This window comes from Mycobacterium sp. NGS45 (assembly GCF_059812645.1).
On the sequence record NZ_JCALDB010000032.1, the window covers coordinates 18,391 to 36,123 of the forward strand.

The following is a 17,733-nucleotide window of genomic DNA, read 5'->3' on the forward strand; positions in this document are numbered from 1 at the left end:
GATGTTCGAATCGCGACAGTCTTGATAGAGAGCGTTAGGAGCCTACGTGTTCGCCTGGTGGGGTCGAACGGTGTTCCGCTACCGGTTCATCGTCATCGCGGTGATGGTCGCGCTGTGCTTGGGTGGCGGCATCTACGGCATGAGCCTGGGCTCGAAGGTCACCCAGAGCGGTTTCTACGACGAAGGCAGCGAATCCGTGCACGCCTCGCTGGTGGCCGACGAGGTCTACGGGCGGGACCGTACCAGCCACATCGTTGCCATCCTCACGCCGCCGGACGACAAGTTGGTCACCGACGCCAAGTGGTCGGCCGAGATGAACCGGGAGCTCGACGAGTTCGTCGAGAACAACGGCGACCAGGTACTGAGCTGGGTCGGTTGGCTCAAAGCGCAGGACACCACCAGCGAAGTCGTTCAGCAGATGAAGACCTCCGATCTGCGGCACACCTTCGTCAGCATCCCGCTGCAAGGAGACGACGACGACGAGATCCTGAAGAACTACCAGGCCGTCGAGGATGAGCTGCGCCAGATCAACGGCGGCGACATTCGATTGGCCGGCCTCAACCCGCTGGCCAGTGAGCTGACCGGAACCATCGCAGTCGACCAGCACCGCGCCGAGATCGCCGCCATCCCGCTGGTGGCGGTGCTGCTGTTCTTCGTGTTCGGTGGTGTGATCGCGGCGATCCTGCCCGCGTTGATCGGCGGCTTGTCGATCGCCGGCGCGCTCGGCATCATGCGCCTGGTTGCCGAGGTCACACCGGTGCACTTCTTCGCCCAGCCGGTGGTGACCCTGATCGGTCTGGGCATCGCCGTCGACTACGGCCTGTTCATCGTGAGCCGATTCCGCGAGGAGCTCGCCGAGGGCTACGACACCGAAGCCGCGGTGCGGCGCACCATGATGACCTCTGGGCGAACGGTGATGTTCTCCGCGGTGATCATCGTGGCGTCCTCGTTGCCGCTGCTGCTGTTCCCGCAGGGATTCCTGAAGTCGATCACCTACGCGATCATCGCCTCGGTGATGCTCTCGGCGGTGCTCTCGACCACGGTGCTGGCCGCCATGTTGGCGATTCTCGGCCCGAACGTGGACGCGTTGGGGGTGCGCACGCTGCTCCGCGTGCCGTTCCTGCGCAACTGGACGTTCTCGCGTCGGATCATCGACTGGCTGGCCGAGAAGACCCAGAAGACCAAGACCCGCGAAGAAGTCGAGCAGGGTTTCTGGGGCAAGTTGGTCAACCAGGTGATGAAGCGGCCGCTGATGTACGCGGTGCCGATTCTGATCGTGATGATCGCGATGATCATTCCGCTGGGCTCGCTGAGCCTGGGCGGTATCAGCGAGAAATATCTGCCACCGGACAACCCGGTGCGTCAGGCCCAAGAGCAATTCGACGAACTGTTCCCCACCTTCCGCACCGAGCCGCTGACGCTGGTGATCGAGGGCGACGACGGCGCGCCGGTCACCGAGGAGCAGGTCGCCGAGGTCCGGCAGCGCGCACTGGCCATTCCCGGGTTCATCGGCGAAGATCCCGCCGCGATGTGGGACGAGCGACCCGGCCGCCCACAGGACTCCGGGCGCCCCGATGTCATGGTGCTGCAGAACGGCTTGGTGAACCGCAACGACGCCGCGGCCAAGATCGACGAGTTGCGTGACATCCGGGTACGAGGTGTCACCATCTCGGTGGGTGGCACGCCGGCACTGGAACAGGACAGCATCCACAGCCTGTACGACAAGCTGCCGTTGATGGTGCTGCTGCTGATCACCACCACCACGGTGCTGATGTTCTTGGCGTTCGGCTCGCTGGTGCTACCGATCAAGGCCGCGTTGATGAGCGCGCTCACCCTGGGCTCCACGATGGGCATCTTGACCTGGATGTTCGTCGAGGGGCACGGGTCCGGGTTGATGAACTACACACCGCAGCCGCTGATGGCGCCGATGATCGGTCTGATCATCGCGGTGATCTACGGTCTGTCCACCGACTACGAGGTGTTCCTGGTGTCTCGCATGGTCGAGGCGCGGGAGCGCGGCATGTCCACCGCGGAGTCGATCCGGATCGGCACCGCCACCACCGGTCGTTTGATCACCGCGGCCGCGTTGGTGCTCGCCGTGGTCGCCGGGGCGTTCGTGTTCTCCGATCTGGTGATGATGAAGTATCTGGCGTTCGGTCTGCTGATCGCGCTGCTGCTGGACGCCACCGTGATCCGCATGTTCCTGGTGCCGGCGATCATGAAGCTGCTCGGCGACGACTGCTGGTGGGCGCCGCGCTGGATGAAGGTCCTGCAGAACAAATTGGGTCTGGGCGAAACGCATCTGCCCGACGAGCGCAAACGTCCGGTGGCCCGCGACCCCGAGCCGCAGCCGACCGCGTCGGTGCTGGCCGGAGCCCCTGCGCGGCGCGAGCAGCCGCATGATCCGACCCACCCGGCCGCCGAGGGTGCATCTCGCCCGCGGGCCCGGACCCCGGTGCGGTCGCCGCGCGACGAGCCGTCGGAGGCCGGCACCACCCGCATTCCCAGCGCGCAGGCCGACACCGACGCGCCGACCACCCGGTTCAGCTCGGCCCGCAACGCGGTGCGCAACGTGGTCAGCAATGCGGTGCAAACCGCGGGTTCGGTCACACACCGGCAACCGCCGCCCGCGCCGCCGACCGGTGAGCGGGAAATCGAGTCGTGGCTGGGCGATCTGCGCGGAAAGCCGGGAAGCGGTGCGCCGCAACAGCGCCCGCCGTCGGCACCGTCGTCGGAACCCACTCGGTCGATGCCGCCCGGCGGTGCTGCGGACAACGCCGACACCACCGCAATCCGGGTACCGCGCGGTAAGGACACCGAGGACGAGCCCGCCACCCGGGCGATCCCGGTCAGCAAGCGATCCGGTGATTCCGAGGTGGCGACCGACAAGCTCAATGCGCGCGCCGACGATCCACCGACCGAGCGGCGCGGCGGCGGGGTCAGCGCCCAGGAGCTACTGCGCCGGGAAGGCCGGCTCTGACCGCTGGTCCCGCGTCGACGACGGAATCAATCGTCGTCGACGACGTCGGGTTCGGCCTCGATCACGACGGCGTCCTCGGATTCCTGCGCGGCCTCCTCGGCCGCCGGATTCTCGGCCAGTAGCACCCGGGTTGCACTGTTGGCGCACGCGATGATCGGCACGGCCAGCAGCGCGCCCACGATCCCGGCCAGCACACCGCCGGCCGCGATGCCCAGCACCACGGCCAACGGATGGATCGACACTGCGCGTCCCATCACGATCGGTTGCAGCACATGGGATTCCAGTTGCTGCACCGCAAGGATCAAGCCGAGGGTGATCAGCGCGTAGATCCAGCCCTTGGCCAGCAGCGCCACCACCACCGCCAGGAAGCCGGTGATCACCGCACCGATCAGCGGGATGAACGCGCCCAGGAACACCAGCGACGCCAGCGGCAGCGCCAGCGGGATGCCCATGATGGCCAAGCCGGTGCCGATGCCGACCGCGTCGACCAGGGCAACCAGGAAGGTGGCGCGCACGTAGCCGATCAGGGTGTGGAAGCCGGCCCGCCCGGCATCGGCGATCCGCTCGCGAGTGGGCTGCGGAAATACCCGGATGATGAAGGCCCAGATGTTACGGCCGCCGTGCAGCAGGAAGATCAAGCTGAACAACACCAGCAGCGCGCCGGTGACGATCTCGGTGAGCGTCGCGGCCGTCGACAGCGCCCCGCTGGTCAGCCGCTCCTGGTTGCTGCGCAACGCGTCGATGGCGGTGTTGCCGGCGTTGTCGATCTGATCGCGGCTCAATCCCAGCGGACCTTCGACCAACCAGGTGCGCACCGAGTCGATGCTGTGGGTGACCTGGTCGGTCAACCCGGGCAGCCCGGTGATGAATTGGCTGACGACGAAGGTCATGATGCCGCCGAGCACCGCGAAGCTGCTCAGCAGCACCACCGCTACCGCGCCACCGCGTGGAAAGCCACGTCGATCCAGCCAGTCCACCACCGGCAGCAGCAACGCGGTCATCATGGTGGCGATCAGCACCGGGACGAAGATCACCTCGAGCTTCTTGAACACCCACATCGCGGCTACCAGTGCGACCAGCAGCACCAGGATTCGCCAGGCCCAGGCGGCGGCCTTGCGCACCAGGGGTGAAACGGATTCGTCGGCGGCGACCGCGCTGGAAGACATGAGCGGCAGCCTACTGGCGTGTCGCGGGTGTTGAGTCCAGGAATGTCGGGTCGGCACGCCGAGCCGACACAGCGGTCGACGCGGACCGCACCGTTACCCTGATCGGCGTGTCTCATGACGCACCACCCAGGGACACCGCGAGGCAACAGGGCAGGCCGGGTCGCGGGAAGTACTGGTGGCTCCGCTGGGTGATCCTGGTGGTGGTGGTCGCGGTGCTGGCCATCGAGGCCACTCTGGTGTGGGATGAGCTGGCCAAGGCATGGAGCAGTCTGATCAGCGCGAACGCCTGGTGGGTGCTGGCGGCCGTGCTCGCCGCGATGGCCTCGATGCACAGTTTCGCGCAGATCCAGCGGGAGCTGCTCAAGGCTGCCGGGGTGCGGGTGCGGCAGTGGCGTTCGGAGGCGGCGTTCTACGCCGGCAACGCGTTGAGCACCACGTTGCCTGGCGGTCCGGTGCTCTCGGCGACGTTCGTCTATCGCCAGCAACGCATCTGGGGCGCCTCGCCGGTGGTGGCGTCCTGGCAGTTGGTGATGTCCGGGGCGCTGCAGGTGGTGGGTCTGGCGCTGCTGGGGTTGGGGGGCGCAGTCCTGCTGGGCGCCAAGGACAATCCGTTCTCGCTGCTGTTCACGGTGGGCGGGTTCATCGTGTTGCTGTTGTTGGCGCAGGCGGTGGCATCCCGGCCCGAGCTGCTCGACGGCATCGGGGTGCGGGTGCTGGCCTGGATCAACGGGCTGCGCGGCAAACCGGCCGACACCTGGGTGGACAAGTGGCGCGAGATCCTGCGCCAACTCGAGGCGGTCAGCCTGACCCGGCGCCAGCTCGGGGTGGCGTTCGGCTGGTCCTTCTTCAACTGGATCGCCGATGTCGCGGCCCTGGCGTTCGCGGCGTACGCGGCCGGCGGGTCACCGTCGCTGGCCGGTGTCACCGTGGCGTATGCGGCCGCCCGCGCGGTCGGCGCGATCCCGCTGATGCCGGGTGGGCTGTTGGTGGTCGAGGCGGTGTTGGTGCCGGGTTTGGTGTCCAGCGGTATGACGCTGTCGGCGGCCATCTCGGCCATGCTGATCTACCGCTTGGTGAGCTGGATATTCATCGCCGCGATCGGCTGGGTGGTGTTCTTCTTCATGTTCCGCACCGAGAGCAAAGTCGACCCGGACGCGGTCGCAGACCCGGCCGGCCAGAACAGCGAAATCGCAGATCGCTGACCGGACCCGCGGGCAGCCGCGCCGTGATTGGATCGGCGCATGAGACTTCATCGGCAGTTACGTGTGCAGCTGCTGGCGCTCGGCGCTGCCCTGACCCTGCTGGCCGGGTGTTCGTCGTCCTCGGAACCGCAGGACGACGCCGCGCCGGCACCGGAGACCCGTCCACCGGCGGTGCCGACCCCACTGATCGGTACGGCGCTGGGTGAACCGGTCCCGGTGGCCGCCACCGACGGCCGCACCCATCTGGTCTATGAACTCACCTTGACCAACGCACTGGCCGGCAACGCGACGTTGCGCTCGCTGACCGCCAAGGACGGCGATCGCCACCTGCTCACGCTGTCCGGGGACAACCTGCGGTACTGGACCCGGACGTTGGGGAACCCGGCCGAGCCGACGCTGGTGATCGGTCCGGGGCAGACCGCGATCGTGTGGCTGGACGTCGTGATCGACCACGGCTCGGAACCGCCGACCGAGATCACCCACTCGGTGAATCTCGATGTGGCCAAACCACTTCCCGGTCTGGTACCGGCCAACCTGACCCAGGACGTCGCCCCGGCCGCGGTGTCCGACCGCACGCCGGCGTCCGTCGCACCACCGCTGGACGGCCCGAATTGGGTCGACGTGAACGGGTGCTGTGACATGACCACGCACCGGATGGCCGCCAACCCGATCAACGGTCAGTTGTGGTTCTCGGAGCGCTACGCCATCGATTACGTCCAACTCACCAGTGATTTCCGGTTGTTCACCGGTGATCCCACCAAACCCGAGAGCTACGCCTACTACGGCGCCCCGGTGCACGCCGTGGGACCGGGCAAGGTGGTGACGGTGGTCGACAACCTGCCCGAGCAGGTGCCCACCAAGTCACCGACCGGGCTGCCGCTGGACCAGTACGGCGGCAACCACGTGGTGCAAGATCTCGGCGACGGCAACTACGCGTTCTACGCGCATCTGAAACCGGGCAGCATCACCGTGCAAGCCGGCGATGAACTGCAGGCCGGTCAAAGCATCGCCGGCTTGGGCAATTCCGGCAACACCGATGCGCCGCACCTGCACTTCCACCTGATGGACAACCCAGATCCGATGGCTGCCAACGGCTTACCGTTCGTCTTCAACACCTTCCGCCTCGATCAGCGGATCCCGTCTGCCGAAGCCCTGGATGCGGCGTTCACCGGCCAGGCCGTGGCCCGGACTGCCGGCTTCGCCGTCCAGGACCAGGCCGAGGTCATGCCGCTGGTCCTGGACGTGATGAACTACGCTGTCGGACAATGAGTTCGACGCAGAAAACGATTGCCGCCCTACTCGCCGACCTGGTTTGCGTGGTGGCCTTCGCCACCGCGGGCCGGCGCAGTCATGCCGAAGGCCTGACGGTCGCCGGGATCGCCGAGACCGCAACGCCATTCGCGGTGGGCGCGACCCTGGGCTGGCTGCTGAGCCGCGGCTGGCGTCGCCCCACCGCTCTGGCGCCCACCGGGCTGACGGTATGGCTGTGCACCGTGCTGGTCGGCATGCTGGTGCGCAAACTCACCGGGCAGGGCATCGCGACCGCGTTCATCGTGGTGGCCACGCTGGTCACCGGCGTTCTGCTACTGGGCTGGCGCGGTTTGGCCGGGCTGCGTCGGGCTGGTTAGCGATCGTCAGCGTGGCCCGCAAACCGCCGAGCTGACTGTCGGTCAGCGCCAAGCCGCCGCCGTGCAGCGTGGCCTGCTGCTGGACCAGCGCCAGACCCAAACCGGTGCCGCCGCCGCTCGCGGTGCTGCCGCGCGCGAACCGTCCCAGCACCGAGGTGCGTTCGGCCTCCGGCACCCCGCAGCCGTCGTCGTCGACCACGATCGCGACGTGGGTGTCGGTGCGCCGCACGGTCAACACGATCCGCTTCGCCCGACCGTGCGTGATGGCGTTGCGCACCAAGTTGTCCACCGCCAGCCGCAGCCCGTCCGGCCAACCCAACACCTCGGTGGCCATCGGATCGGCATGTACTTCGATCTCGACATCGGGGTTGGGCCGGTTGTTTTCCCGGGCCACCCGATCCAGTAACTCCTCGACGCTGATCAGCACCCGGTCCTTTACCTGCGCCAGCTCACCGGAGGCCAGGTGGCCGAGGGCGGTGATGGTGGCTTCGATTCGCCGCTGCGCGCGAGCCAGGTCGGTGACCACCTCCTGACGCTCGGCGGCCGGCAGGTCGTGGATGCGCAGCGTGTCGAGATCGGCGCGCATCGCGGTCAACGGGGTGCGCAGTTCATGGACGGCGTTGGCGGCGAAGTCCTGGGCTGCCTGCAGGGAACGCTGGGTATCGGCTTGTGCGGCGGCCAGCCGGGTCAGCATGTCGATCATCGCCTCGGACAGATCCTCGGTCTCCTTGGCGCCGTGCACCGGTTCGATCTGTTCGGCGCCGCCCTTGCCGAGCCGTCGGGTCTGCTCGGTGAGCCTGCGCAGCGGACGGGTGGCCACCCCGCCGAGCAGCCAGCCCAGCCCGCCGGCGATCAGCAGGGCCAAGATCCCCACGCCCACATAAACCGGCAGATGTGCCCGGTTGAGCAGGATCGAATCGCCGCGGATCCCGATCGACATCAGCACGTCCTGCTGGTCCAGCAACACCGTGCGAACCCGGTAGTCCACGCCGTTGACCCGGACGGTTTCGGTGCCCGGTGCCAGCTTGGGCAGCTGCAGGCCACGCTGGAAGACCACCTCGCCGCTGGCCGGGTCCCGCCCGGTGGTGAGCACCTCATGTCCGGCTTCGCCACTGGAGCCCGCGCTGGCGTCGATGATCGCGTCCAGTCGGCGGTCCAACTGATCGGTGTCGTTGTTGGCCAACACGATCGAGGTCAGCACCACCAGCGCGCCCACGACGGCAGCGGCCGCGATCGCCGCCGCGACCGCGACCCGGGTGCGCAGCGAGGTGCGGTAGCGGCTCACGAGTCGGCCCGAAGCACGTATCCGATCCCGCGCACGGTATGGATCACCCGCGGCACGTCGTCGCGTTCCAGTTTGCGCCGCAGGTAACTGATGAAGACGTCGGCGACGTTGGTGTCGACGTCGAAGTCATAACCCCAGACCAGTTCCAGCAGCCGCTGCCGGGACAGCACCACCCCGGCGTTCTCGGCCAGCACGGCCAGCAGGTCGAACTCACGCTTGGTCAACTCGACGCGTTCGCCGCTGACCGCGACCATCCGGCGGGCGGTGTCGATGGTCAACGGTCCGATCACCATGGCCTCGGAACGTTCCTCGGAGTGCGCCGCACGGCGCAGCAACGCGTTCAGCCGGGCCACCAATTCCCCGAGGTCGAACGGTTTGGTCAGGTAGTCGTCGGCACCGGCTTCCAATCCGGCGATCCGGTCGTTGACGGTGTCCCGCGCCGACAGCACACAGATGGGGATGTCGTTGCCGACCGCGCGCAGCGCGGTGACCACGGCCACGCCGTCCAGTTCGGGCATCTGCACGTCGAGCACCAGGGCGTCCTGGCCGCCGGCGGCCAGGACCCGCAGCGCTTCCTTGCCGGACGCGGCGACCTCCACGTCGAACCCGGAGTGGCGGAGTCCGCGCGCCACCGAGGTACGAACGTCGGGATCGTCATCGACCATCAGGATCGACGGCCTCGTCCGGGACTGCCCGGCAGCCGAGCTGGTCCCAGAGCGGGTCGGCCCGGAATGCTCCGGTCCGGGCACCCGGTCAGGCAGGAGCGTCTGTCAGACCGTCGCCGTTGGTGTCACCGCAGCGGTTCTTGATGTCCAGCAGCGGCTGGCGGATGGTGGTCAGCTCCGCGTCGACCTGCGGGTTGGCCGCCAGGTACGCCTTCACCTCGTTGCGGATGGTTTCCCGGTCGGCGCCCTCGAGGCTGGTGAAGAAGGCATTCACGTCCGGGTGGGTGTGCAGGTAGGCCGAAGTCGCGGCCGAGACGCCGGAGGACACGCCGGCCAGGTCGGCCGCGGTGCAGTTGGGCGGCGGGTCAGCGAGAGCCGACGGTGCGGTGACCAGCAGCGCGGAACCGGCGACAACGCCGGCGCCGAGTGCACCGAGGACTGCACGACGGGCAGAGAACGACATGGTTCGGGCTCCTTCAGCTTCAGGTGCAAGGCCGCGCCAACGCGACACTGACCTGCATAGCTAATCAGATTCCGCGGCGACTTTCCTGCCCTGCGAGGAGCTCACCGGGAGAATGTGCCCAAACGCCGTCCAATTCCGGGTCAGGGCAAGCCGGCCAGCGCCGACCGCGGTCCGGGAAGAACGGCAGCCGGACCCGGAGCCGAGCTACGGGGCCCCGGTTCGGGCCCGGTGACTCCGGCACCCGAGAGCGCCTGCAACGCGGTATCGGCCGGGGTGCCCGCACCGGTCGGTAGCGCCCCGCTCTGTTGCGCGTTCTGCATCAGGCCGAGCAGCTGGGGCAGCGAAACCGGCAACTTGCACTTGCTGCTCAACGACGTGAGCGGCTGCTGGATGGTCTGCAGGTCCTTGGCAACCTTGGGGTTGGCGTCGAAGTAGGTCTTCAGCGCGGCCACCGTCTGCGGCCCGGCGGGTTGCTGCGAGATCGCGGTCAACGCCTTGTCGGCGGCCGGGTTGGCTTGCAGGTAGCTGCCGGTGTCGTTGGCCACCTTGCCGATGGTGGTGGCGAGCGAGCTGGCCGCGCACGGGTCGGGGGCAGCCGCCGACGGAGTCGCCAACCCCACCGACGCGGCACCGATCAGAGCAGCAGCGGCAGCGGCGCATACGGCGCCGCGGCGAAGCACAGCCATGGGGATTTCTCCTTACGGTTTTGCAACGTCATCGGCGCCCGGTGCGGTCTCGTTTCATCGGCGGTAGCCACAGCCGGTGCCCACCGGGGCGCCCGAGACCGTTTCATGGTGCCACCGCAGCGGTGGGACCGGCCAGCCGCGCCCGGACCCAGCAGGGCAAATGCCGAACCCGGCGGCGCCCACCGGACCGCGATTCGGGCCGCGTGGCGATGTGGTGAACGCCACACAACCAGCTGTTCACGGCGACGTGATCACAGCTTGCTGCGGTAGGCTCGCGGCACCCATTCCGCACCATCCGACGAGCGCGGGGAGATCACGGGGAGAGTAGCCATCCAGCAGTTCATGATGCGCCTGAGCGGCAGTCTGCGCAGATTTCGCTGGCTGGTGTTCGCCGCGTGGTTGCTGGCTTTGGTGCCGTCGGTGCATCTGGCGCTGACGGAGTCGGGCAACCTGACCGGCGGCGGCTTCGAGGTCGCCGGATCCCAGTCGCTGCACGTACAGCGGGTGCTCGAAGACCACTATCCGGATCAGGGGGCCTCACCGCTGGCCCTGGTCGCGGCGCCGCGGGCGGACGCCACCTTCGCCGACATGCGCGACGCGGTCGGCTTCCTGGAGCGCACCGCCGCCGAGGTGCCCAGCGTGCAGTTGGTACCCAGTCCCACCCAGCCGGCGCCCAAACCCGACCGTCCGTACGTGGTGTCACTGAAGTTGGATTTCGAGAACACCGGCGCGGTCGACGTCGCCAAGCAATTGCGCGAGAAGGTCGGCATCTCGGGCGAGGATCCCGGTGAGTTCAACGACGGCCGGGTCCGGCTCTACGTGATCGGCCAGGGCGCACTCGGCGCGGCCGCCTCCGAATCCACCAAGAGCGACGTCGCCGAGGCCGAGCAGTGGAACCTGCCGATCGTGCTGATCGTGCTGCTGGCGGTGTTCGGCTCGCTGGCGGCGGCGGCGGTGCCGCTGCTGGTCGGGGTCTGCACCGTGGTGGTCACCATGGGCGTGGTGTTCCTGCTGTCGCAGTTCACCACCATGAGTGTGTTCGTGACCTCGACGGTGTCGATGTTCGGCATCGCTTTGGCCATCGACTACTCCCTGTTCATCCTGATGCGTTTCCGCGAGGAACTGCGGGCCGGGCGTGATGTCTCGCAGGCCACCGACGCCGCGATGGCGACCTCGGGGCTGGCGGTGGTGCTCTCCGGCATGACGGTGATCGCGTCGGTCACCGGCATCTACCTGATCCACACCCCGGTGCTGGCGTCGATGGCCACCGGCGCGATCCTGGCGGTCGCGATGGCGGTGCTGACGTCGACCACGCTGACCCCGGCGGTGCTTGCCACGTTCGGCCGCCCGATCGCCAAGCGCTCCCGCTTGTTGCACTGGGGACGCCGGGTGGAGACCACCCAGTCCCGGTTCTGGACCCGATGGGTCGGCGGGGTGATGCGCCGGCCCTGGGTTTCGGCGCTGGGCGCTTCGGTGTTGTTGCTGTTGCTCGCCGCACCGGCATTCTCGATGGTGTTGGGCAACAGCATGTTGCGGCAGTTCCCGCCGACGCACGAGATCCGCGGTGGCGTGGCCGCAGCGGCCGAAGCGGTGGGTCCCGGTGCGCTCGGACCGATCCGGGTGCTGGTCAATTTCGACGACGGCGACGCCGCGGCACCGCAGAACGTGGCGGTGGTCGACGCCGTCGGCGAAGAGATGCGCCGCTCGATCCACATCGCCTCGGTCGCCCCGCCGGTGTTCGCCGACGACGGGCGCAGCGCACTGCTGTCCGGCGTGCTCTCGGTCGACCCGGAAGACGATGCCGCCCGCGACACCGTCGACTGGCTGCGCAGCCGGTTACCCGCGGTGCCGGGCGCCGACGCCGCGTCCATCGATGTCGGCGGGCCCACCGCGTTGATCAAGGACTTCGACGATCGGGTGGCCGATACCGAACCGTTGGTGTTCGCGTTCGTGGCCGCGATCGCGTTCGTGATGCTGTTGATCGCGATCCGGTCGGTGGTGCTGGCGTTCAAGGGTGTGCTGATGACCGTGTTGTCGGTCGCGGCGGCCTACGGCAGCCTGGTGATGATCTTCCAGTGGGGTTGGGGTGAACGCCTGGGCTTCACCCAGTTGTCCTCGATCGACAGCACCATCCCGCCGCTGGTGTTGGCGCTGACCTTCGGTCTGTCGATGGACTACGAGATCTTCCTGCTGACCCGGATTCGGGAGCGGTTCCTGCAGTCCGGTGACACCCGCGACGCCGTCGCCTACGGCGTCAGCACCAGCGCACGCACCATCACCAGCGCCGCGCTGATCATGATCGCGGTGTTCATCGGATTCGCGTTCGCCGGCATGCCGTTGGTGGCCCAGCTCGGCGTGGCCTGCGCGGTGGCGATCGCTGTCGACGCCACCGTGGTCCGCCTGGTGCTGGTGCCGGCGCTGATGGCGATGTTCGACGAATGGAACTGGTGGCTGCCGCGCTGGCTGGATTGGATCCTGCCGTCGGTGGACTTCGAAAAGCCGTTGCCCAAGGTCGATCTCGGTGACGTCGTGGTGATTCCCGACGACATCTCCGCGCTGGTGGCCCCGGGTGGCGATCTGCGCGTGGTGGTCAAGTCCGCGGCCAAACTGCGAGACCTGGCGCCCGATGCGATCACCGTGGCCGACCCGTTGGCGTTCTCCGGCTGCGCCGGCCTGGGCAACTTGGTCAAGGGCGGCGACGGTGGCGGTATCGGCGCGCGCACCCGAGCGCTACCGATGCGCGTCGGCTCCCGGGCCGTGCACGCCCCGACCCGGACCTGGGCCTCGGCGCGCGCCGCCGCGGCAGCCGGACCCGTGCATCCGGTCACCATGTGGCGCAGCCGGCTGTCGGTGGCGCTGGATGCGCTGGACGCGGCCGGCGAAGTGGACTCCGCCGACGCGCTGCTGCAGCGGCGGGTGCCGGTCGAGACCACCACGGTGCAGTTACCCACCGGGGACCGGCTGCAGATCCCCACCTGCGCCGAGACCCTGCGGCTGAAGGCCTACCTGATCATCTGCCGGGACAGCCGCCGCGATTACGCCGAGTTCGTCCAACTGGCCGACGCGATGGGGATCGACAACGCGGCGGTGGTGCTGGCCGGGATGGACAAGTACTACTGTGGTCGCACATCGGAGCCGCGCTGGGTGGCCACCCGGTTGGTACGTCAGTTGACCGACCCGCATCCGATCGATGAGGACGACGTCGACGAGGACGCGGACCGCGACTGGGGCCGGGTGACGGACTCGTGTCTTCAGATGGCCGTGGCGATGTTGGAGGAGACGAGGTGACCTTGGCCGCTGATGATGCCGGCAATGGTCAACCTCGACGTGCCCCCGACGAACGCCCGGTCGAGTTCTGGTCCACCTCGGCCATCCGGGCTGCGCTGCAGCAAGGTGACATCGAGGTGTGGCAGCGCATCGTGGTGGCGATCAAACGCGACCCGTTCGGCCGGACCGCCCGCCAGGTCGAGGAGGTGCTCGCCGACGCCGATGCGGTGGGGATCAGCAAGGCCCTGCACGAGGTGCTGACCCGAAGTCGCGAACACCTGGAAGCCGACGAGCGCGCTGAAGCCGCCCGGCACGTCCGGATGCTGTTGAACCGTTCGGGTTTGTCCGAGCCGGAGTTCGCCTCCCGGATCGGGGTGCCGCCGCCGGATCTGGCCGACTACCTGTCCGGCAAGGTCAGCCCGAGCGCATCGCTGATGATCCGGATGCGCCGGCTCTCGGATCGGTTCGCCAAGATGAAGCTGCACCGGCAAGGAGGCCGCTGACATGTCCGAGCTCGCCGAACTGACCAAGATCATCCGCGACACCAAGACCATCGCGGTGCTGGGCGCCTCGGCGAATCCGCACCGGGCCAGCAATGAGGTCTACCGCTACCTCAAGGCCACCGGCGACTACACCCTCTACCCGGTCAACCCGACCGTCGACGCCGTCGACGGTGACCGCGCCTACCCGTCGTTGGCGGATCTGCCGGTGGTGCCCGACTTGGTCGACGTGTTCCGGCGGGGCAGCGAACTGCCCGCTGTGCTCGCCGACGTGCTGGCGTTGCCGCAGCGGCCGCGGGTGCTGTGGTTGCAGCTCGGCCTGCGTGACGACGACGTGGCCGGCGCCGCGCGCGCTGCCGGACTGGCGGTGGTCCAGGACCGCTGCCTCAAGGTCGACCACGCCGCCCTGCGTTAGCTCGCGATTTCGGTGCGCGCAGGGGCGCCCAGCGCCCCCCAACGCACCGAAATCACTCAGCCGGGGGCGCGTTGAGCGGCGTCACGCCGAACACCAGCCAGCGACCGTCCTGCTTGGTCAGTCCCACCCGCAGCACCACCAGGGCTTCACCGGGCGTCTGCCCGGGTGCGTTCTGGGTGGCACGCAACATCACCAGCACCGACGCGTCGCCGGGACCCAGCGCTTCGACACCGGCCGACAGGGTCTGCGCCTGGGCCGAGATCTTCTTGTCGGCGAGGTCTTCGGCGGTCTTGGCGAAATTGGTGCGGAACGCCTCGGCCTGCTCGGGAACCATCAACTCCACCGCGCGGTTGATCGAGGCTTCCGGGTCCTGCGGCGAATAGGTCGCGGTGGCCTCCGACACCGCCGAACTGATCCGCACCACTTCCTCGGCGTCGGCGTTGAGCTGCCGTTCCGGCTGGGTGACCTGGGTGTAGCCGACCAGCAGCGCTGCGACCAACGCCGTGGTCAGCACACCGACGGCAGCCAACCGCAGCACCGGGCCGTCGTCGTCGGTGCCCATGGTGACCCGGTCACGTCGAAAACCCAGGTAGTTCAACACCATCGCCTGGACGATCAGCACGCCCAGGATCGAGCACACCGAAACCCACCAAAGCGGCCAACCCAAGAACCATCCGATCAGCAGCAGCGCACCGAAGGTCAGGATCGGCACCGCGAGATCGAAGCCCAGCACCCGCAAGCGGTTACGCATCAGAGCACCTCCAGCCGGGACACCAGCAGTTGGCCATCCACTTCGGAGATGTCCAGCCGAAGGTTGCGGGACATGTTCTGCGTTGTGCCGCTGACGTTTTGGACCACCTGGGAGGCGACCACCAGGACGGTGTCGGTTCGGGTCGCCATCTCCGGCGGCAGCGCTTCGGTCGCCTCGGCCTGCTGTCCGGACTCGGGGTCCAGATCGTGACGCAGCGATTCGTAGGCCACCGACTCGACCCGGCCGGTGCTGGTGGACTTCACCTTGCGCACCACGTCGCCGTAGGAGCCGACCGCCTGCTCGAAGTCCGCATTGAGCTGACCGACCGTCATCTCGTGCAACCGGCTCATGTTTTGGTCGACGTTGTCGGCGTTCATGTTGATCAGGATGTTGGTCCACTCGGCGGCCACCGCCAGGGCATCGGTGCGCTGCTCCATCTCGCGCGCGTGGTCACGATGGCCCGACCAGATCAGGAACAACCCGACGATCGCGACCACCGACACCAACGCCAGCACCGCCGAGACCAGCCCGTAACGGGAGAACACCGGGCCGCGCGCCGGGGCGTCGGGTGCGGCCGGCGCGGTCGCGGCCGAGCCAGACTCGGCCGCGGCAGACTCGGTCGCGGCAGACTCGGTCGCGGAGGACTCTTCGGTGTCGTCGGACATGGCCGTGAGGGTACCTGCAGACGAACGTCGACCTGCGCGGCCGCCGCGTTCTGGTAAGCATGGCGGGGTGACGGTTGAAGCAATCCGCTCGGGTCTGGACCTGAGCCACGTCGATGATCAAACCCGCCCGCAGGACGACCTGTTCGGCCACGTCAACGGCCGTTGGCTGACCGATTACCAGATTCCGGCCGACCGAGCCACCGACGGCGCGTTCCGGACGTTGTTCGACCGGGCCGAGGAACAGGTGCGTGACCTGATCACCGAGGCCGCCGCCAGCGGCGCCGCACCGGGCACCGACCAGCAGCGGATCGGCGACCTGTACGGCAGTTTCCTGGACGAGGCTGCAGTGCAGCAGCGCGGCGTGACGCCACTGCTGGAGGAACTCGCGACGATCGACACCGCGGCCGACCCGACCGCGCTGGCCGCCGTCGTCGGCGCCTTGCAGCGCACCGGGGTGGGCGGTGGCACCGGGGTGTACGTCGACACCGACTCCAAGGACTCCACCCGCTACCTGCTGCACCTGAGCCAGTCCGGTCTGGGGCTACCTGACGAGTCCTACTACCGGGATCCGGCGCACGCCGAGATCCTGGCCGGCTACCCGGCCCACATCGCGCGGATGTTCGCGCTGGTCTACGGCGGCACCGAGGCCGACCACGCCGAGCGCGCGGCCCGCATCGTGGCGTTGGAGACCAAGCTGGCCGCGGCGCACTGGGACGTGGTCAAGCGCCGCGACGCGGACCTGACCTACAACCTGCGCACCTTCGCCGAGCTGGTCGCCGAGGCACCCGGGTTCGACTGGGCCGGCTGGATCGCCGGCCTGGGGTCGTCGGCGCAGCGGGCCGCCGAACTGGTGGTGCGGCAGCCTGACTTCTTGACCGCGTTCGCCGCACTGTTCAGCTCCGAACCGCTCGACGACTGGAAGGACTGGCTGCGCTGGCGGCTGATCCACGCCCGGGCCGGGCTGCTGACCGACGAGATCATCGACGAGGACTTCGCGTTCTACGGCCGCACCTTGACCGGCACCGAAGCCATCCGGGAGCGCTGGAAGCGCGGCGTGGCGATGGTGGAGAACCTGCTGGGCGACGCCGTGGGCAAGCTCTACGTCGAGCGGCACTTCCCACCCGAGCACAAGGCCCGGATGGATGTGTTGGTGGCCAACCTGCGCGAGGCCTACCGGGTCAGCATCAGCGACCTGGAGTGGATGACCCCGCCGACCCGGCAGCGCGCGTTGACCAAGCTGGACAAGTTCACCGCCAAGATCGGGTACCCGGCCCGGTGGCGCGACTATTCGACCCTGGTGATCGACCGCAGCGACCTGTACGGCAACTATCAGCGAGGCTACGCCCACGGCTATGACCGCGAGCTGGCCAAGCTGGGTGCTCCGGTGGACCGCGACGAGTGGTTCATGACCCCGCAGACCGTCAACGCCTACTACAACCCGGGCATGAACGAGATCGTGTTCCCGGCCGCCATCCTGCAGCCGCCGTTCTTCGACGCCGAGGCCGACGACGCCGCCAACTACGGTGGCATCGGCGCGGTGATCGGGCATGAGATCGGGCACGGGTTCGACGACCAGGGCGCCAAGTACGACGGCGACGGCAACCTGGTGGACTGGTGGACCGACGCCGACCGAGCCGAATTCGGCGCGCGCACAAAAGCATTGATCGAGCAGTACGACGATTTCACGCCGCGTGCGCTGGCCGCCGAACATCGGGTCAACGGTGCGTTCACGGTCGGCGAGAACATCGGCGATCTGGGCGGGCTGTCCATCGCGCTGCTGGCCTACCAGCTTTCGCTGGGCGGCCAGCAAGCGCCGGTGATCGACGGACTGACCGGGGTGCAGCGGGTGTTCTATGGCTGGGCACAGGTGTGGCGCACCAAAGCTCGTGACGCCGAAGCGATTCGGCGGCTGGCCACCGATCCGCACTCACCGCCGGAGTTCCGCTGCAACGGCGTGATCCGCAACATCGACGCGTTCTACGACGCCTTCGACGTCGGCGCCGACGATGCGCTCTACCTGGAACCTCAACAGCGCGTGCGCATCTGGAGCTGATCCGCAC

15 protein-coding genes are annotated in these 17,733 nt (G+C 68.2%); 8 read left to right on the forward strand and 7 right to left on the reverse strand.

Annotated features, from left to right (window positions below; genetic code table 11):
* The first annotated feature begins 46 nt into the window (after positions 1-46).
* A complete protein-coding gene (gene mmpL3 / locus AC5Y3P_RS21135) occupies positions 47-2,980 on the forward strand; it encodes a trehalose monomycolate exporter MmpL3 (RefSeq protein ID WP_500047899.1) in 2,934 nt (977 codons plus the stop codon).
* 26 nt (positions 2,981-3,006) lie between these two features.
* On the opposite strand, the gene AC5Y3P_RS21140 is transcribed toward mmpL3, so the two are convergent.
* Entirely contained in the window at positions 3,007-4,146 is a 1,140-nt protein-coding gene (locus tag AC5Y3P_RS21140; RefSeq protein ID WP_500047900.1) for an AI-2E family transporter, read from the reverse strand.
* Between the two features lie 107 nt (positions 4,147-4,253).
* Here AC5Y3P_RS21140 and AC5Y3P_RS21145 point away from each other — a divergent pair, with 107 nt between their 5' ends.
* From AC5Y3P_RS21145 to AC5Y3P_RS21155, 3 genes are read left to right on the forward strand one after another with little or no spacing between them, the layout of a single operon-like run.
* Complete coding sequence (locus AC5Y3P_RS21145) at positions 4,254-5,348, forward strand: lysylphosphatidylglycerol synthase transmembrane domain-containing protein (RefSeq protein WP_500047901.1); 1,095 nt, start codon at positions 4,254-4,256, stop codon at positions 5,346-5,348.
* A gap of 39 nt (positions 5,349-5,387) precedes the next feature.
* On the forward strand, positions 5,388-6,617 hold the full coding sequence (locus tag AC5Y3P_RS21150) for a M23 family metallopeptidase (RefSeq protein WP_500047902.1): 1,230 nt from the start codon (positions 5,388-5,390) through the stop codon (positions 6,615-6,617).
* Positions 6,614-6,976: a DUF3054 domain-containing protein gene (locus AC5Y3P_RS21155; RefSeq protein WP_500047903.1), complete on the forward strand. Its 363-nt coding sequence runs from the start codon at positions 6,614-6,616 to the stop codon at positions 6,974-6,976. Before AC5Y3P_RS21150 ends, AC5Y3P_RS21155 begins: the two co-directional genes overlap by 4 nt.
* On the opposite strand, the gene AC5Y3P_RS21160 is transcribed toward AC5Y3P_RS21155, so the two are convergent.
* The 4 genes from AC5Y3P_RS21160 to AC5Y3P_RS21175 all read right to left on the reverse strand — a co-directional run bounded on the left by AC5Y3P_RS21160 (position 6,918) and on the right by AC5Y3P_RS21175 (position 10,075).
* Entirely contained in the window at positions 6,918-8,261 is a 1,344-nt protein-coding gene (locus AC5Y3P_RS21160) for a sensor histidine kinase (RefSeq protein WP_500047904.1), read from the reverse strand. The two genes, AC5Y3P_RS21155 and AC5Y3P_RS21160, sit on opposite strands and share 59 nt — an antisense overlap.
* The gene (locus tag AC5Y3P_RS21165; protein WP_500047905.1) at positions 8,258-8,926 is read right to left on the reverse strand and encodes a response regulator transcription factor; all 669 of its coding nucleotides are present in this window, start codon (positions 8,924-8,926) and stop codon (positions 8,258-8,260) included. The genes AC5Y3P_RS21160 and AC5Y3P_RS21165 overlap by 4 nt, the downstream gene beginning before the upstream one ends.
* A gap of 88 nt (positions 8,927-9,014) precedes the next feature.
* The gene (locus AC5Y3P_RS21170) at positions 9,015-9,389 is read right to left on the reverse strand and encodes a heme-binding protein (protein ID WP_500047906.1); all 375 of its coding nucleotides are present in this window, start codon (positions 9,387-9,389) and stop codon (positions 9,015-9,017) included.
* Between the two features lie 140 nt (positions 9,390-9,529).
* Entirely contained in the window at positions 9,530-10,075 is a 546-nt protein-coding gene (locus tag AC5Y3P_RS21175; RefSeq protein ID WP_500047907.1) for a hemophore, read from the reverse strand.
* 342 nt (positions 10,076-10,417) lie between these two features.
* On the opposite strand from AC5Y3P_RS21175, the gene AC5Y3P_RS21180 reads away from it, so the two are divergent.
* From AC5Y3P_RS21180 to AC5Y3P_RS21190, 3 genes are read left to right on the forward strand one after another with little or no spacing between them, the layout of a single operon-like run.
* Positions 10,418-13,363 carry an MMPL family transporter gene (locus tag AC5Y3P_RS21180; protein WP_500047908.1) on the forward strand — a complete coding sequence of 982 codons (2,946 nt, stop codon included), beginning with the start codon at positions 10,418-10,420 and terminating at the stop codon, positions 13,361-13,363.
* On the forward strand, positions 13,360-13,845 hold the full coding sequence (locus AC5Y3P_RS21185) for a helix-turn-helix domain-containing protein (RefSeq protein ID WP_500047909.1): 486 nt from the start codon (positions 13,360-13,362) through the stop codon (positions 13,843-13,845). Before AC5Y3P_RS21180 ends, AC5Y3P_RS21185 begins: the two co-directional genes overlap by 4 nt.
* 1 nt (position 13,846) lies before the next feature.
* On the forward strand, positions 13,847-14,257 hold the full coding sequence (locus AC5Y3P_RS21190) for a CoA-binding protein (RefSeq protein WP_500047910.1): 411 nt from the start codon (positions 13,847-13,849) through the stop codon (positions 14,255-14,257).
* A 52-nt stretch (positions 14,258-14,309) separates the two neighbouring features.
* Here the strand turns inward: AC5Y3P_RS21190 and AC5Y3P_RS21195 are convergent, their stop codons facing one another.
* Entirely contained in the window at positions 14,310-15,008 is a 699-nt protein-coding gene (locus tag AC5Y3P_RS21195; protein ID WP_500047911.1) for a hypothetical protein, read from the reverse strand.
* A complete protein-coding gene (locus AC5Y3P_RS21200) occupies positions 15,008-15,673 on the reverse strand; it encodes an Rv1363c family protein (RefSeq protein WP_500047912.1) in 666 nt (221 codons plus the stop codon). Before AC5Y3P_RS21200 ends, AC5Y3P_RS21195 begins: the two co-directional genes overlap by 1 nt.
* A 67-nt stretch (positions 15,674-15,740) precedes the next feature.
* On the opposite strand from AC5Y3P_RS21200, the gene AC5Y3P_RS21205 reads away from it, so the two are divergent.
* Positions 15,741-17,726 (forward strand): M13 family metallopeptidase, encoded by a 1,986-nt coding sequence (locus tag AC5Y3P_RS21205; RefSeq protein WP_500047913.1) that lies wholly within the window; start codon positions 15,741-15,743, stop codon positions 17,724-17,726.
* Positions 17,727-17,733 lie beyond the last annotated feature (7 nt).

Bases quoted from the DNA above. Each gene is read 5' to 3' on its own strand.
- AC5Y3P_RS21190 (WP_500047910.1), top strand. From the start codon at position 13,847: ATGTCCGAGCTCGCCGAACTGACCAAGATCATCCGCGACACCAAGACC.
- AC5Y3P_RS21170 (WP_500047906.1), bottom strand. From the start codon at position 9,389: ATGTCGTTCTCTGCCCGTCGTGCAGTCCTCGGTGCACTCGGCGCCGGC.
- AC5Y3P_RS21150 (WP_500047902.1), top strand. From the start codon at position 5,388: ATGAGACTTCATCGGCAGTTACGTGTGCAGCTGCTGGCGCTCGGCGCT.
- AC5Y3P_RS21165 (WP_500047905.1), bottom strand. From the start codon at position 8,926: ATGGTCGATGACGATCCCGACGTTCGTACCTCGGTGGCGCGCGGACTC.
- AC5Y3P_RS21155 (WP_500047903.1), top strand. From the start codon at position 6,614: ATGAGTTCGACGCAGAAAACGATTGCCGCCCTACTCGCCGACCTGGTT.
- AC5Y3P_RS21175 (WP_500047907.1), bottom strand. From the start codon at position 10,075: ATGGCTGTGCTTCGCCGCGGCGCCGTATGCGCCGCTGCCGCTGCTGCT.
- AC5Y3P_RS21200 (WP_500047912.1), bottom strand. From the start codon at position 15,673: ATGTCCGACGACACCGAAGAGTCCTCCGCGACCGAGTCTGCCGCGACC.
- AC5Y3P_RS21140 (WP_500047900.1), bottom strand. From the start codon at position 4,146: ATGTCTTCCAGCGCGGTCGCCGCCGACGAATCCGTTTCACCCCTGGTG.
- AC5Y3P_RS21195 (WP_500047911.1), bottom strand. From the start codon at position 15,008: ATGCGTAACCGCTTGCGGGTGCTGGGCTTCGATCTCGCGGTGCCGATC.
- AC5Y3P_RS21180 (WP_500047908.1), top strand. From the start codon at position 10,418: ATGATGCGCCTGAGCGGCAGTCTGCGCAGATTTCGCTGGCTGGTGTTC.